The 14,873-nt window shown below is 73.9% G+C and carries 15 protein-coding genes; 12 read left to right on the forward strand and 3 right to left on the reverse strand.

Annotation, left to right across the window (positions count from 1 at the left end; all coding sequences use genetic code 11):
- Positions 1-180: 180 nt before the first annotated feature.
- The 6 genes from ACR807_RS08035 (at position 181) to ACR807_RS08060 (ending at position 4,662) form a co-directional block, all read left to right on the forward strand.
- Positions 181-1,167, forward strand: coding sequence for a helix-turn-helix transcriptional regulator (locus ACR807_RS08035; protein ID WP_438920567.1), 987 nt, complete (start codon positions 181-183; stop codon positions 1,165-1,167).
- Positions 1,164-2,135: a helix-turn-helix transcriptional regulator gene (locus tag ACR807_RS08040; protein WP_438920568.1), complete on the forward strand. Its 972-nt coding sequence runs from the start codon at positions 1,164-1,166 to the stop codon at positions 2,133-2,135. Before ACR807_RS08035 ends, ACR807_RS08040 begins: the two co-directional genes overlap by 4 nt.
- Before the next feature lie 18 nt (positions 2,136-2,153).
- On the forward strand, positions 2,154-2,420 hold the full coding sequence (locus ACR807_RS08045) for a bacteriophage holin (protein ID WP_438920569.1): 267 nt from the start codon (positions 2,154-2,156) through the stop codon (positions 2,418-2,420).
- A 31-nt stretch (positions 2,421-2,451) separates the two neighbouring features.
- Positions 2,452-2,751 carry a Sec-independent protein translocase subunit TatA gene (gene tatA / locus ACR807_RS08050; protein WP_438920570.1) on the forward strand — a complete coding sequence of 100 codons (300 nt, stop codon included), beginning with the start codon at positions 2,452-2,454 and terminating at the stop codon, positions 2,749-2,751.
- A 123-nt stretch (positions 2,752-2,874) separates the two neighbouring features.
- Entirely contained in the window at positions 2,875-3,768 is an 894-nt protein-coding gene (gene tatC / locus ACR807_RS08055) for a twin-arginine translocase subunit TatC (RefSeq protein ID WP_438920593.1), read from the forward strand.
- A gap of 18 nt (positions 3,769-3,786) precedes the next feature.
- Positions 3,787-4,662 (forward strand): diacylglycerol/lipid kinase family protein, encoded by an 876-nt coding sequence (locus ACR807_RS08060; RefSeq protein WP_438920571.1) that lies wholly within the window; start codon positions 3,787-3,789, stop codon positions 4,660-4,662.
- Positions 4,663-4,791: 129 nt separating this feature from the next.
- Here ACR807_RS08060 and ACR807_RS08065 read toward each other — a convergent pair whose 3' ends face one another.
- Complete coding sequence (locus tag ACR807_RS08065; RefSeq protein WP_438920572.1) at positions 4,792-5,274, reverse strand: hypothetical protein; 483 nt, start codon at positions 5,272-5,274, stop codon at positions 4,792-4,794.
- Positions 5,275-5,401: 127 nt separating this feature from the next.
- Here ACR807_RS08065 and ACR807_RS08070 point away from each other — a divergent pair, with 127 nt between their 5' ends.
- From ACR807_RS08070 to ACR807_RS08080, 3 genes are all read left to right on the forward strand, one after another.
- Positions 5,402-8,164: a DEAD/DEAH box helicase gene (locus ACR807_RS08070; RefSeq protein WP_438920573.1), complete on the forward strand. Its 2,763-nt coding sequence runs from the start codon at positions 5,402-5,404 to the stop codon at positions 8,162-8,164.
- Between the two features lie 101 nt (positions 8,165-8,265).
- Entirely contained in the window at positions 8,266-9,012 is a 747-nt protein-coding gene (locus ACR807_RS08075) for a DUF4333 domain-containing protein (protein ID WP_438920574.1), read from the forward strand.
- A 106-nt stretch (positions 9,013-9,118) separates the two neighbouring features.
- Positions 9,119-10,327 (forward strand): GNAT family N-acetyltransferase, encoded by a 1,209-nt coding sequence (locus tag ACR807_RS08080; protein WP_438920575.1) that lies wholly within the window; start codon positions 9,119-9,121, stop codon positions 10,325-10,327.
- Between the two features lie 58 nt (positions 10,328-10,385).
- Here ACR807_RS08080 and ACR807_RS08085 read toward each other — a convergent pair whose 3' ends face one another.
- Positions 10,386-11,306, reverse strand: a complete 921-nt coding sequence (locus ACR807_RS08085; RefSeq protein ID WP_438920594.1) for a 5'-3' exonuclease — start codon at positions 11,304-11,306, stop codon at positions 10,386-10,388.
- A 168-nt stretch (positions 11,307-11,474) separates the two neighbouring features.
- On the opposite strand from ACR807_RS08085, the gene ACR807_RS08090 reads away from it, so the two are divergent.
- Both ACR807_RS08090 and ACR807_RS08095 read left to right on the forward strand, forming a co-directional pair.
- On the forward strand, positions 11,475-12,602 hold the full coding sequence (locus tag ACR807_RS08090) for a M24 family metallopeptidase (protein WP_438920576.1): 1,128 nt from the start codon (positions 11,475-11,477) through the stop codon (positions 12,600-12,602).
- Positions 12,599-13,048: an Lrp/AsnC family transcriptional regulator gene (locus tag ACR807_RS08095; protein ID WP_438920577.1), complete on the forward strand. Its 450-nt coding sequence runs from the start codon at positions 12,599-12,601 to the stop codon at positions 13,046-13,048. Before ACR807_RS08090 ends, ACR807_RS08095 begins: the two co-directional genes overlap by 4 nt.
- Before the next feature lie 27 nt (positions 13,049-13,075).
- Here the strand turns inward: ACR807_RS08095 and ACR807_RS08100 are convergent, their stop codons facing one another.
- On the reverse strand, positions 13,076-13,831 hold the full coding sequence (locus tag ACR807_RS08100) for an aminotransferase class IV (RefSeq protein WP_438920578.1): 756 nt from the start codon (positions 13,829-13,831) through the stop codon (positions 13,076-13,078).
- Between the two features lie 76 nt (positions 13,832-13,907).
- On the opposite strand from ACR807_RS08100, the gene ACR807_RS08105 reads away from it, so the two are divergent.
- Positions 13,908-14,864, forward strand: a complete 957-nt coding sequence (locus ACR807_RS08105) for a GlxA family transcriptional regulator (RefSeq protein ID WP_438920579.1) — start codon at positions 13,908-13,910, stop codon at positions 14,862-14,864.
- Positions 14,865-14,873: the final 9 nt, after the last annotated feature.

Below are 14,873 nucleotides of genomic sequence, written 5' to 3' on the forward strand. Positions count from 1 at the left end.
TGGGTGCACAACTTGCGAGGTAAGAAGCTTGGTCGGGTGCGCCCCGGAACGGCTTTGAACGGTGTGGAGCGGCGCGTTTGCGCTGGCCCGGGGCTCGGAGTCCGGGTGAATGGTCCATTCACCCGGACCCGCGACGGGGATGGGCGTCACGGGGCACGCCGGCGGGGTTAGGGTTCTCAGGTGGCCATCGCACGTGCCGAACGGCTCGTCAACCTGGTGCTGTGCCTGCTCTCGACCCGCCAGTACCTCACCGCCGAGCGCATCCGCGCCATCGTCCCCGGCTATGCCGACGCACCCACGGACGAGGCGTTCTTCCGCATGTTCGAACGCGACAAGACCGAACTGCGGGACCTCGGCGTGCCCCTGGAGACCGGCCGCAGCACGGGCTTCGACTCCGTCGACGGGTACCGCATCGCCCGTCGCGACTACGAGCTCGGCGACATCGACCTGGAACCGGACGAGGCCGCCGCCGTGGCGCTGGCCGCCCGGCTGTGGGACTCGCCGCAGTTCACCGGCGCCGCCCACGGCGCCCTGATCAAGCTCCGCGCGGCCGGCGTCGACGTCGACCAGGACGTGCACGTCCCGGTCGAGCCGAAGGTGCGCACCAGCGAACCCGCGTTCCCGCCGCTGCTCACCGCCGTGCAGGAGGGGCGGGTCGTGGAGTTCGACTACCGCCGCCCCGCGCCGGTCGAGGTCCGCACCCGCACGGTCGAGCCGTGGGGCGTGGTCGCCTGGCGGGGCCGCTGGTACCTCGTCGGCCACGACCGCGACCGGGGCGCGCCCCGCTGCTTCCGGCTGTCCCGGATCGTCGGCGACGTCCGCGCGCTGGGCAAGCCCGGCGCCGTGCAGCGGCCCGACGAGATCGACCTGCTGTCGTTCGTCGCCCGCAACAACCGGCCCGCCACCGACCAGCCCGCCACCGCCACGCTCTGGGTCGCCCGGGGCGGCGCGCAGGGCCTGCGCCGCCGGGGCCGCGTCGTCGGCAGCCGGGAGTTCGACGGCGAGCCCGGCGACCTGCTGGAGGTCAACCTGCGCTTCCCCGACTCGGCCGCCACCTGGATCGCCGGGTTCGGCGCGGACGTGGTGGTCCTCGAACCCGAGGTGCTGGCCAAGACCGTCCGGGAGAAGCTCGTCGGCGCGCTGCGCGGCGCGGGGGTGCGCGCGTGAGCGGCTCCACCGACCGGCTGCCCCGGCTGCTGGCCCTCGTGCCCTACCTGCTGGCCCGGCCCGGCATCCCCATCGACGAGGTCGCCGAGGACTTCGAGGTCACGCCCAAGCAGATCCGCAAGGACCTCGAACTGCTGTGGATGTGCGGTCTGCCCGGCTACGGCCCCGGCGACCTGATCGACCTGTCCTTCGAGGGCGAGACGGTCACCGTCACGTTCGACGCGGGCATGAGCCGGCCGCTGCGCCTGACCGCCGCCGAGGCCACGTCGCTGCTGGTGGCGCTGCGCGCGCTGGCCGAGACGCCCGGCGTCGCGGACAAGGCGGCCGTGCAGCGGGCCGTGGCCAAGATCGAGGCCGCGGTGGGCCAGGCGCAGCCGGCGGGCGTCGCCGTCGGCCTCGCCGTGCGGGAGCACCCGGAGACGGCGCGCGTGCGCGACGCGGTGTCCGACGGCGTGCGCCGCGGCCGTGCCCTGCACCTGCGCTACTACACCCCGTCGCGCGACGAGATCACCGAGCGCCGGGTGGACCCGATGCGCCTGCTGCTGGTGGAGGGCCGGAGCTACCTCGAAGCGTGGTGCCACAAGGCCGACGGCGTGCGGCTGTTCCGGCTCGACCGGATCGACGCCGTGGACGTGCTGGACGAGCCCGCGAGCCCGCCGCCGCACGCCACGCCCACCGACACGTCCGAGGGGTTGTTCCAGCCCGACCCGTCGCAGCGGACGGCCGTGCTGGTGCTCGAACCGGACGCCCGGTGGGTGGCCGAGTACTACCCGACCGACGGCCTGGTGGAGCTGGGCGACGGCCGGGCACGGGTGCTGATGCGCTACGCCGACCCCGCCTGGATGGTGCGGCTGCTGCTCGGCCTGGGCGGCGAGGTGCACGTCGAGCAGCCGTCCGACCTGGTGGCGGAGGTCGCCCGGCAGGCGGAGGCGGCGTTGCGCCGGGCGGATCACCTCCCGGCAACCTAGGACCTATACGGTGGTGTCGTGCCGTACTTGCCGACCCTGCTGCTGATCGCGCTCGGGGTGGTCGTCCTCGTCGTGGTCGGCGTCCGAGTCATCGGATCGTTGCGCCGCTTCCGCGCGGCAAGCAGTCTGGTGGGTGACAGGGTCGGCGACGGCGTCGGTCTGCTGCGGGCGCGCTTCGCCGCGCTCGGGGTGGCCGTAGCCGCACGGCGTCCGGACCGGGCCCGGCAGGGCGAGCCCCGCGTACCATCGGTGGACCGGGGGAGACAGGAGGATCACCGTGGGTAACCTCGGAGCTACTGAGCTGATCATCATCGCCGTGGTGATCATCTTGCTGTTCGGTGCGAAGAAGCTGCCCGACATGGCGCGCTCGCTCGGCCGTTCGGCCAAGATCCTGAAGGCCGAGACCAAGGGCCTGCGCGACGACGACGACCAGCAGAAGCAGGACGTGCCGCCGCCGGTCGCCGCCCCGCAGCAGCTGCCGCCCGCGCAGCCGGTGGTCCAGCAGCCCGTGGTCCAGCAGCCCGTGGTCCAGCAGCCGCAGGTGGTCCAGCCGCCGGTGCAGCAGCCGCAGGTCGCGCCGCCCATCGAGCAGACCTCGCAGAACAAGCAGAACTAGCCGCGAGCAACACCGACTAGCCGAAGGACGGTCCGCACGGTGGGGGCAAGTCCGGTCCGGTGGTGGTCCCAGCGCCGGGAGCGCCGCAAGCTGCACAGCCGTCGGGGCAACCCCGACGGCACCATGTCGTTGAAGGACCACCTGTACGACCTGCGGCACCGCCTCGGGCTGGGGCTGCTGTTCATCGCGGTCGGCGCGATCTTCGGCTTCTTCTGGTGGGGCTGGCACCTCTTCGGCTGGCACAGCCTCGGCGAGATCGTCACCGCGCCGTACTGCGCCATCCCGGCCGCGGACCGGTTCAGCCAGGACGGCAAGTGCCAGCTGCTCCAGACCAAGCCGTTCGAAGCCTTCATGATCCAGCTGAAGGTCGGCGCGGCGGCGGGCATGGCGCTCACCGCGCCGCTGTGGCTCTACCAGGTGTGGCGGTTCATCGCGCCGGGCCTGTACGCCAAGGAGCGGCGCTTCGCCCTCACCTTCGTCGGCGTCGCCTCGGTGCTGTTCGCCGCCGGCGCGGCGCTGGCGTTCTACGTGGTCCCGCAGGGCCTGTCGGTGCTGGTCGGGTTCGGCGACAACCAGTTCCTCACGGCGCTGTCCGGCGGCGAGTACATCGACTTCGTGCTGACGCTGCTGCTGATCTTCGGCGTGAGCTTCGAGCTGCCGCTGGTCGTGATCATGCTCAACCAGGTCGGCATCCTCACCTACGAGAAGCTGAGCAAGTGGCGGCGCGGCATCGTGTTCGCCCTGTTCATCTTCGCCGCCGTCGCGACCCCGGGCACCGACCCGATCTCGATGGTGGCCCTGGCCATCGCCCTGGCGATCCTGTTCGAGCTGGCCATCCAGGTCGCCCGGGTCCACGACAGGCGCGCCGAGCGCAAGCGCAAGGCGGAGGGCCTGGACGAGCTGGCCGACGACGAGGCCGCGCCGTTCGACTACGCGCCGTCCTCGATCGAGGACCCCGAGCCCGCGCCGGTGGCCACCCCGGAACGCGACCGGGTCCGGTACGACGACGCGACCTGATCCGTACGCTTGCCGACCATGACGACGTCGACGCGTGCGGCCCTGCTGGTGTGCCCCGCCTCGGGCGGGGGGCGGGCCGCGCGCGTGGCGGGCACCGTCGCCGAACGGCTGCGCGCCGCCGTCGACCACCTCGACCTGCACGTGGCCGGCTCGGCGGCGGGCACGGCCGAGGCGGCGCGGCGGGCGGTGGCCGACGGGGTGGACGTGCTCGTCGTGCTCGGCGGTGACGGTGGCGCTCACCTGGGCGTGCAGGCGTGCGCCGGGACGGCGACCGCGCTGGCCGTGGTGCCCGCGGGCACCGGGAACGACCTGGCCAGCGCGCTCGGCACCACCTCGGTGGACGACGTGGTGGCCGCGCTGCGCGCGGGTTCCCGCAGGTCGATGGACCTGGGGCGGGTGCGCGGCGGGCCGTGGTTCGCGACCGTGCTGTGCGCCGGGTTCGACTCGGCGGTCAACGAGCGGGCGAACGCGATGCGCCGGCCCTCCGGCCCCCGCCGCTACGACCTGGCGATCCTGGCCGAGCTGGCCGCGCTGCGCCCCGAGCACCTGGTCGTGGAGACCGAGGACACCGTCGTGGAGCTGGACGCCCTGCTGGTCGCGGTCGGCAACACCACGAGCTACGGCGGCGGCATCCCGGTGTGCCCGGACGCCTCGACCGCCGACGGCCTGTTCGACCTGACCGTGGTGGCCGCCGCGCCGCGCCGCGCGCTGCTGCGGATGCTGCCCACGCTGCGCACCGGGCGGCACGTCGAGCACCCGGCGGTGCGCACGCTCCGGGCCCGGTCGGTGCGGCTGACCGGACCGTCGTGGGTCGCTTACGCCGATGGCGAACGCGTCCGCGAGGTGCCGCTGGACGTGGAGTGCGTGCCGGGGGCCCTGACCGCCGTGTGCTGACCGGCCGTGTGCCGGCTGACCGTGTGCCGGCCGGGCGGGTGCCGGCTGACCGTGTGCCGGCCGGGCGGGTGCTGGCCAGCCGTGTGCCGGCCGGGCGCGTGCCGACCGCCGGTGGCCGCGGCCCCGCGGTCAGCGGTGCCGGCTGAGCACGTCCCGCTCGCGCCAGGCCGTCGGCGGCACGGCGGTGCCGCGCTCCAGCAGCCACTCGGCGACCGACAACACCCCCTTGGCCGTGTCCGCCGGGGTCGCGCACTCCGCCTCGACCGTCTCGATCTCGTGCCTGCCGCAGTCGCGGACGGAGTCGCAGCGCACCGAGACCTCACCCGTGACCTGCCACGGCGGCGGTGCCCGGAGCACCCGGTCGTGCGGGTCCCGCGGTACCAGCAGGCGCACCTCGAAGGTCACCTCGTCGGTGCGCACGACGCCCGACATGCCCGCGTAGGGCGCGCCCGGCAGGTGGTCGAACGCGAGCGTGCCGGGTCTGCCCAGGTGGGCGCCCAGCCGTTCGACCAGCGCCGATGCGCCGGTCAGGACGTCGAGGACCGCCTCGACGTCCGCCAGGTGGGGGAACACCCACCGGAGGTCGCCGTCCGCCAGAGGAATCACCGCCACGTGCCCGAGTGTGCCGCAGGATCGGTACCGGTGGTCCCTATTACTTCAGTGTCACCCGAATGCACCGCTCGGCGGGCCGCGCCGGATCTGAAGCGATTTTGTCGGTCCGATGTGACAGCCTGGAGAGGTGTCAAGCGCTCCGCGGTCCCCGGCCGACTCGTACGCGGACTTCCGCCGTCGCAGTTCCCGGCCCAAGCTGACCGACTTCCTCTCGGTGATCTCGTTCGAGCTCGACCCGTTCCAGGAGCGCGCCTGCGAGGCGCTGGAGGACGGCCACGGCGTGCTGGTGTGCGCCCCCACCGGTGCCGGCAAGACGATCGTCGGCGAGTTCGCCGTGCACCTGGCCCTCTCCGAGGGCCGCAAGTGCTTCTACACGACGCCGATCAAGGCGCTGTCGAACCAGAAGTACGCCGACCTGGTCGCCCGCTACGGCGCGAGCAAGGTCGGCCTGCTCACCGGCGACACCTCGGTCAACGGGGACGCGCCGGTCGTGGTCATGACCACCGAGGTGCTGCGCAACATGCTGTACGCGGGCTCCTCGACGCTGAACAGCCTCGCCTACGTGGTGATGGACGAGATCCACTACCTGGCCGACCGGTTCCGCGGCCCGGTGTGGGAGGAGGTCATCCTGCACCTGCCCGAGTCGGTGCGCCTGGTGGGCCTGTCGGCGACGGTCAGCAACGCCGAGGAGTTCGGCGAGTGGCTGGTCGAGGTGCGCGGTGACACGACGGTCGTGGTCGACGAGCACCGGCCGGTGCCGCTGTGGCAGCACATGATGGCCGGTGGCCGGATGCTGGACCTGTTCGCGGGCGACGGCCCGGACGGGCACAACCGGATCAACCCGCAGCTGCTGCGGCACACCGAGGACCTCCAGCGCTACCACGTGCCGTGGAGCCGGGGGCGCGGCAACAAGGAGCGGAGCGGTCGGCCGAGGTCGACGGGGTTCAAGCCGCCGTCGCGGGTGGACATCGTGCAGCGGTTGGACGGCGCGGGGCTGCTGCCGGCGATCGACTTCGTGTTCAGCCGGGCGGGCTGCGACGCGGCGGTGCAGCAGTGCGTGCGCTCCGGTCTGCGGTTGAACTCGGCCGACGAGGTGGAGCTGATCCGCGACATCATCGAGGAGAAGACGAAGGACCTGCCGCAGGGCGACCTGATGGTGCTGGGGTACTGGGAGTGGCGGGAGGCGCTGGAGCGGGGCATCGCGAGCCACCACGCGGGGCTGCTGCCGGCGTTCAAGGAGACGGTGGAGGAGCTGTTCGTCCGCGGTCTGGTGAAGGTGGTGTTCGCGACCGAGACGCTGGCGCTGGGCATCAACATGCCGGCGCGGACGGTCGTGCTGGAGAAGCTGGTCAAGTACAACGGCGAGGCGCACGTCGACCTGACGCCCGGTGAGTACACGCAGCTCACGGGCCGTGCGGGGCGGCGGGGCATCGACGTGGAGGGCCACGCGGTCGTGGTGTGGCAGCCGGGGGTGGACCCGAAGGCGGTGGCGGGCCTGGCGTCGACGCGCACGTACCCGCTGCGCTCGTCGTTCCGGCCGGGTTACAACATGGCGGTCAACCTGGTGCACCAGTTGGGCGCGGCGTCGGCGCGGGACCTGCTGGAGCAGTCGTTCGCGCAGTTCCAGGCGGACCGGTCGGTGGTGGGGTCGGCGCGGCGGATCGAGCGCAACCGGGAGGCGTTGGGCGGGTACGCGGAGGCGATGACGTGCCACCTGGGCGACTTCGCGGAGTACGCGTCGCTGCGGCGGCGGGTGGCGGACCGGGAGAAGGCGCTGGCGCGGCAGAACTCGTCGACGAAGCGGGCGGAGACGGCGGCGTCGCTGGAGCGGTTGCGCAAGGGTGACGTGATCGCGGTGCCGTCGGGGCGGCGGTCGGGGTTGGCGGTGGTGGTCGACCCGGGGTTGGAGCCGTTGGGCGAGGCGCGGCCGTTCGTGGTGACGGAGGACCGGTGGGCGGGTCGGCTGTCGTCGGCGGACTTCCCGGTGCCGGTGGAGGTGCTGGGTCGGCTGAAGCTGCCGAAGCAGGTGGACACGCGGTCGCCGAGGTCGCGGCGTGATCTGGCGTCGTCGTTGCGGAGCACGGGGATCGTGGCGCCGGCGGTGCGCAAGCGGCGTTCGAACGCGGACGACGACGCGGAGTTGGCGACGTTGCGCCGTGCGTTGCGCGCGCACCCGTGCCACGGGTGCGAGAAGCGCGAGGACCACGCCCGGTGGGGTGAGCGGTACCACCGGTTGTTGGCGGAGACGGAGCAGTTGGAGCGCAAGGTCGCGGCGACGACGCACTCGTTGGCGCGGGAGTTCGACCGCATCCGGGCGTTGCTGCGCGAGCGGGGTTACCTGCACGCGGAGGAGAGCGGGCCGGGTGAGGAGGTCACCGAGCACGGGATGCGGTTGACGCGGCTCTACAGCGAGTCGGACCTGTTGGCGGCGGAGTGCCTGCGGCACCGGGTGTGGCGGGGGTTGGAGCCGGCGGAGCTGGCGGCGGTGGTGTCGGCGCTGGTGTACGAGGCGCGTCGGGACGGGCCGATGGAGACGCGGTTGCCGCCGGGGAAGGTGTCGGACGCGTTGATGGCGACGGCGCGGTTGTGGGCGGAGTTGGAGGACGACGAGCGGCGTCACCGGTTGGACCGGACGCGTCAGCCCGATCCGGGGTTCGCGTGGCCGGTGTACCGGTGGGCGCGCGGCGAGTCGTTGGAGAAGGTGCTGTCGTCGGCGGAGGAGAACGGCAACGAGCTGGGCGCGGGTGATTTCGTGCGCTGGTGCCGGCAGGTGATCGACTTCCTGGACCAGATCCGCGACGTGGTCGGCGGTGGTGACCCGGTGGGGGCGGCTGCCCGGAAGGCGGTGGACGCGCTGCGTCGCGGGGTGGTGGCGATGGCCACCGTTTGACAAAGCTTTGCGGGGTGCGTGGGTCTCGCCTGCGCTCCTGTGGTTTGATCGCGCCCGCAAGCCTTGAACACTTTGTCCAGACCGACCGTCGGAGGCCGAGCATGACCAGTCCGTACGGACCGTCCGGAGGGAACGACCCGCAGCAGTGGGGCCAGCAGCAGCAGCCCTACGGTGGTGGGTACCCCGGCACGCCGTCGGGTGGTTTCCCCGCTCAGCAGCCCAACCCCTACGGGCAGCCGGACCCGTCGCAGCAGCAGCAGCAGCAGTGGGGGCAGCAGCCCCAGCAGCAGCCGTACACGCAGCAGTTCCCGGGTGGGTACGACCCGAACCCGCAGTCCAACCCGTACGGCCAGCCGCAGCAGGGGCAGCCGGGTCAGCCCGGGTACGGGCAGCCGGGGCAGCCCGGTCAGCCGGGTCAGTACGGCCAGCCGGACCAGTACGGTCAGCCCGGTCAGTACGGGCAGCCCGGGTACGGGCAGCCGGGTTACGGGCAGCCGGGTCAGTACGGTCAGCAGCCGCCGAAGAAGTCGAACGGCGCGGTGCTGTGGGTCGTGGTGGCGCTGGTCGTGCTGGTGGTGGCGGCCGTGGGCATCACCGGGTTCGTGACGCCGGGCTTCTTCAAGAAGAAGGTGTTCGACAACGCGTCGGTGCAGTCGGGTGTGGTGCGCATCCTCAAGGACGACTACAAGATCTCCGACGTGGAGAGCGCGACCTGCCCGGCGGACCGCGAGGTCAAGCCGAACACGACCTTCGAGTGCACGGTGAAGGTCGGCGGCAAGGACAAGACGGTGAAGATCACGGTGAAGACCGACGACGGTGAGTACGAGGTGGGTCAGCCCGCCGGCTGAGCCTCGTCGTGACGCTTCGTGGCCACCTCCTCGCCGGGGGTGGCCACAGTCGTCTGCGGGGGGAAACTCGTTAGCGGGGCTTGCGATCTCGGGGGATCATGCGGGGGTGACAGACCACGACGTCCGGGTCCTCGACGACTCGCAGTACCGGACCGCGCACACCTTGTTCCGGGGCACGCTGCACCACGGGCCGGCGCCCGACGAGCAGTGGGAGTTCGCGCGGGAGTCGTACGACGCGGGGCGGGCGCTGGGGGCGTTCGCCGAGGGCGAGATGATCGGGACGGTGCAGTCGTTCCCGTCCGCGATGGCCGTGCCGGGTGGCGCGGTGGTGCCGCACGCGGCGGTGTCGCGGGTGGGTGTGCGGGCGGACTGGACGCGGCGCGGGGTGCTCAACGCGCTCCAGCGGGCGCAGTTGTCGGCGTTGCGGTCGGCGGGTGACGTGGTGGCGAGCCTGCGGGCGTCGGAGACCGAGATCTACGGGCGCTACGGGTACGGGGTGGCGTCGCGCTACAAGCTGCTGAAGGTCGACCGCCGTCGTGCCGCGCCCCGGTCGCGGGTCGCGGGGCGGGTGCGGCTGGTCGGGGCCGAGGAGGGGGAGCGGGTCGCGCGGGAGCTGTTCGCCGGGTTGTCGCCGCGGCGGGCGGGGACGATCGCCCGGTGGCCCGGGTGGTGGGCGTTGAACGTGCGGCGCACGGCGGACGAGGAGAACCTGCGGGTCGCGGTGCGGTCGTCCGGGGGTGTGGACGACGGGTACGTGATCTACAAGGTGACGCCCGGGGTGCACGAGGCGTCGGACGAGAAGCCGACCTCGCTCTCCGTGCTGGACCTGTGGGCGGGGTCGGCGGAGGCGTGGGCCGACCTGTGGTTGTTCGTGCTGGGGGTCGACCTGGTGCGCGAGGTGGTCGCGTTCGGCCGGCCGGTGGACGAGCCGGTGGAGTGGCTGCTGGGCGACCGGCGCGCGTGCCGGGTGGTCGACCTGGAGGACGAGAGCTGGTTGCGCCTGCTGGACGTGCCGGCCGCGTTGGCGGCGCGCGCGTACCGCGACGCGCCGCCGGTCGTGGTGGGGGTGCGCGACGCGTACCTGCCGGAGAACTCGGGGTCGTACCGGGTGTCGGCGGAGGGCGTGGTCAGGACGGGGGAGGCCGCCGACGTGACGCTGGACGTGGACGCGCTGGCCTCGGTGTACCTGGGTGACGTGAGCTTCCGGGCGTTGGCCGGCACCCGTCGCCTGGTCGTGGGGACGCCGGGGGCGGCGGTCCGGGCGGACGCGGTGTTCGGGGTGGACGAGGTGCCGTGGAGCGGGACGTACTTCTGAGCCCGGTGGGCCTCTGAGCCCGGTGGGCCTCTGAGCCCGGTGGGCCGGCGGGCGCCGTTCAGCGGCGTTCCAGGGCGGTCAGCAGGCGCGGCAGGGAGCTGCCCAGGCCCCAGCGCTTCGTCAGCTCCGCCACGCGTTCGGGGTCGACGGGCGCGGCGGGCACGGCGTCGTCGCGGTCGACGGTGACGGGCGCGTCGGTGGCCACGTCGACGACGGTCGGCGCGACCGCGAGGTAGTCCTGGGCGTTGAGCAGGGCGGTGCGGGCGCGGGTGGTGAGCTTGCGGTCCCGGCCGTCGTGGACGGCGTCCAGGACGGCGCGCAGGGAGCCGAACTCGCTGATGAGCTTCGCGGCGGTCTTCTCGCCGATGCCCGCGACGCCCGGCAGGCCGTCGGACGGGTCGCCGCGCAGCACGGCCATCCCGGCGTACGCGGCGCCGGCGTCGTGGACGGGCAGGGCGTACTTGGCGGCCAGCTCCTCCGGGCCGAGGAGCTCGGCCTTCGCCCAGCCGCGGCCGAGGTAGAGCACGCGCACGGGGGTGGGGGTGTCGCGCACGACCTGGAACAGGTCGCGGTCGCCGGTGATCACCTCGACCGGGTCGGCGGTCTCCCGGGCGGCGAGGGTGCCGATCACGTCGTCGGCCTCGTAGCCGGCGGCCTCGGCGGTGGCGATGCCGACCGCGTCGAGCACGTCGAGGATGATCGGGACCTGCGGGGTGAGGGTGTCCGGCACGTCCTCCTCGCCGTCCGCGCCGCCCTCGGCGACGCGGTGGGCCTTGTACGACGGCAGGGCGGCGACGCGGAACTCCGGCCGCCAGTCGGCGTCCAGGCACGCGACCAGGCGGCTCGCCTTCCGGTCGGTGACGACCTTGGCGATGGTGTCGACGAACCCGCGCACCGCGTTCACCGGGGTGCCGTCCGGGGCGGTCATCGACTCGGGCAGCGCGTAGAACGCCCGGAAGTACAGGCTCGCGGCGTCCATCAGGACCAGCGGGGTGCTCACGCCGCAGAGCTTGCCAGAGGGCACCGACAGGTCGGGTCGGGCGGGGGCCGCCCGCGGGAGCGCCGGGGTCGGGTCGTGTTCCGGGACGCGCGACACCCGCCGGTCGGGGTGAGGCCCGCCCGGCCCACCGCGACTAGGCTCACCCGCATGTCGACCCAAGTTGGGCCCGTCGACGTGGACGCGTTGCGCGCGCGACTCGACCGGGCCACCGCCGCGGCCTCCACCGCCGGCCTGGACGGGCTGCTCGTCACGCCCGGCTCGGACCTGCGCTACCTCATCGGCGCGGGCGGGTCGTCGTTCGAGCGGTTGACGTGCCTCGTGGTGCCGGTCGGCGGCACGCCGCTGCTGGTGGTGCCGAAGCTGGAGCACCCCGGCTACGCGGGCGTGCCGACGGACGCCCTCGGCGTCGAGGTCGCGACCTGGGTGGACGGGGAGGACCCGTACGCGCTGGTCGCCCGGGCGCTCGCGGGCGGCCGGCACGCCGTGTCGGACATGACGCCCGCCCTGCACGCGCTGCGGCTGCGCGACGTCCTCGGCGGCGAGCAGGTGCTGGCCGGGCCGGTCCTGCGGGAGCTGCGGATGCGCAAGGACGCCACCGAGGTGGCCGCGCTGCGCAAGGCGGGCGCGGCGATCGACCGGGTGCACGCGCGGATGGCGGAGTGGCTGCGGGCGGGCCGCACCGAGCGCGAGGTGGGCGCGGACATCGCCGAGGCGATCGTGGCCGAGGGGCACGCGGTGGCGGAGTTCGTCATCGTCGGCTCGGGCCCGAACGGCGCCTCGCCGCACCACGACCTGTCCGACCGGGTGATCGAGGCCGGGGACGTGGTCGTGGTCGACATCGGCGGACCGGTGGCGGAGGGCTACTGCTCCGACTCCACCCGCACCTACGTGCTGGGCGAGCCGCGCCACGACGACGTGTCGCGCACCTACGCGGTGCTCCAGGCCGCGCAGGCGGCGGCCGTGGACGCGGTGCGGCCGGGCGTGGCGTGCGAGGCGGTCGACGCGGCGGCGCGCGAGGTCATCGCGGACGCCGGCTTCGGCGAGTACTTCGTGCACCGCACCGGGCACGGCATCGGGTTGGACGTGCACGAGGAGCCGTACGTGGTGGGCGGCAACGACCTGCCGCTGGAGCCGGGCATGGCGTTCAGCGTCGAACCGGGCATCTACCTGCCGGGCCGGTGGGGCGCGCGGATCGAGGACATCGTGGTCGTCACCGAGGACGGCGCGGAGAGCGTCAACACCCGCCCGCACGAGCTGGTGGTGCTGCCGGCGTGACGAACCTGGAGCCGATCGACCGGGCGATCCTGCGCGAGCTGGCCGCGGACGGCCGGTGCAGCTTCACCGACCTCGCCGAGCGGGTGGGGCTGAGCGTGTCGGCCGTGCACCAGCGGGTGCGGCGGCTGGAGCAGCGGGGCGTGGTGCGCGGGTACGCGGCGCGGTTGGACGGCGACGAGGTGGGGCTGCCGCTGACGGCGTTCATCTCGCTCACCCCGATCGACCCGGCGGCCCCGGACGACTACCCCAAGCGCGTGGAGCACCTGCCGCAGATCGAGGCGTGCTACTCGGTGGCGGGCGACGCCTCCTACGTGCTGCGGGTGCGGGTGGCGTCGCCGAAGGCCCTGGAGGAGCTGCTGCGGCAGGTCCGGGAGGCCGCGAACGTCTCCACCCGCACGACCGTGGTGCTCTCCACCCCGTACGAGGACCGGCCGCCCGCGGTCTAGGCGGGCACCGCCGGGCGGGGGCGTCGCCTAGTCGAACGGGTCGGCGGGCACGGCGTCGTAGGCGGCCCGGACGCGGGTCATCGCGGCCTCGTCCACGGCCAGCTCGGTGTCGCCGATCGCCGACACGGCGACCACGCCGATGGAGTTGGTCAGGAACGCGCCCCGGTAGCGGGGCACGTCGGCCAGCCGCACGACCTCGCGGCGCGAGGGCAGGACGCGTTCGAGCAGCTGCATGGTGATGCCGTGCAGCCAGTCGGCCTGCGCCCAGGCGGTGCCGCCGTCGGCGTCGAGGAACGCGATGTTGGCGATGGCGCCCTCGACGACGACGCCGTCGCGCGTGGTGAGCAGGGCGTCGTCGTACCCGGCGCGTTCGGCGACGTTGCCGTGGTGGAGCTGGCCGAACCCGCCGAGGTGCTTCACGTGCGGCAGCGGCCGGGTGTAGTCGACGGGCAGCAGCCGCCGCGGGCCGGCCGGGGGCGTGGACGGCGGTCGCACGGCGACCAGGACCCGCGGCGCGCCCACGCCGAACACCACGACCCGCACGGCGGCGTCGCGCACGTCGTCGCCCAGCGCCCGCGAGACGAGGCCGCGCACCCGCTCGCCGTCCAGGCCCGTCCCGTACAGCTCGCGGTTGGCCGCGTCGAGGCGGCGCAGGTGCAGGTCCAGGCCCCTGGTGCGGCGGTCGCGGACCTGCATCGCGGTGAAGTGGCCGTAGTTGCCCAGCAGGCCGGCCGCGAGCTGCTCCGCGGTCGCGGGGCCGCCGTCGATCTCGATCCTCAGCACCGGCCGACGGTAGCGCGGCGGGAATCGAGGGTCACGTGTCGTTGCCGCCGGCGGCGCGGGTCGGGAGGGTGGTGCTGTGGAACGAGAGGTGCTGGTCGTCGGCTACGAGGGCGCGGTGCTGACCGACATCGCCGGGCCGGTCGACGTGTTCGACGGCGCGGGCAGGGTGTGCGGCGGCTACCGGGTGCGGCTGGCGGCGGTGGGCGGCGGGTTCGGCGTCAGCGGGGGCCTGCGGATGGAGGCGGAGGACCTGCGGGACGTCGGGGCGGGCGTCGACACGGTGCTGGTGGTCGGCGGCACGGGGTTCGAGGACGCCGCGGCCGACCCCGAGCTGCGCGGCCACCTGCGGCGGGTGGCGGCCGGGGCGCGCCGGGTCGGCAGCGTCTGCACGGGCGCGTTCGTGCTGGCCGGCGCCGGTCTGCTGGACGGGGCGCGGGCCACCACGCACTGGGCGTTCTGCGACCGGCTGGCCGCCGAGAACCCGTCGGTGCGGGTGGTGCCGGACGCGATCTTCGTGCGCGACGGCGCGCTGGCCACCTCCGCCGGGGTCACCGCGGGCATCGACCTGGCGCTGGCGCTCGTCGAGCAGGACCACGGCGCGCCGCTCGCCCGGCTGGTCGCGCGCTGGATGGTGGTGTTCCTCCAGCGCCCCGGCGGCCAGTCGCAGTTCAGCGTCCGCGCCCGGGTGCCGCCGGTGCGCGAGCGGGGGCTGCGGGACCTGCTCGACGCCATCGCCGACGACCCGGCCGCGCCCTGGACCGTCGAGTCGATGGCGCGGCGCGCGGCGATGAGCCCCCGGCACCTCGCGCGGGTGTTCCCGCACCGCGTCGGCGTCCCGCCCGCCCGGTACGTGGAGCGGGCGCGGGTCGAGGCGGCGGCCGGGGTGCTGGAGTCGGGCGACGAGGGGCTGGACGTCGTCGCCCGCAGGTGCGGTTTCGGTTCGGCGGAGACGTTGCGCCGGGCCTTCCAGCGGGTGCTCGGCGTGACGCCGGGCGGCTACCGGGACAGGTTCCGCACCACCGGTGCGGCTTAGGAACAGGGG

The organism is Saccharothrix sabaoui, from assembly GCF_051756985.1.
Lineage (GTDB): Bacteria > Actinomycetota > Actinomycetes > Mycobacteriales > Pseudonocardiaceae > Actinosynnema.

Excerpts from the sequence above, each read along its gene's own strand:
- tatC (WP_438920593.1), top strand. The coding sequence starts at position 2,875 with ATGTCGTTGAAGGACCACCTGTACGACCTGCGGCACCGCCTCGGGCTG.
- ACR807_RS08060 (WP_438920571.1), top strand. The coding sequence starts at position 3,787 with ATGACGACGTCGACGCGTGCGGCCCTGCTGGTGTGCCCCGCCTCGGGC.
- ACR807_RS08075 (WP_438920574.1), top strand. The coding sequence starts at position 8,266 with ATGACCAGTCCGTACGGACCGTCCGGAGGGAACGACCCGCAGCAGTGG.
- ACR807_RS08085 (WP_438920594.1), bottom strand. The coding sequence starts at position 11,306 with ATGGACGCCGCGAGCCTGTACTTCCGGGCGTTCTACGCGCTGCCCGAG.
- ACR807_RS08090 (WP_438920576.1), top strand. The coding sequence starts at position 11,475 with ATGTCGACCCAAGTTGGGCCCGTCGACGTGGACGCGTTGCGCGCGCGA.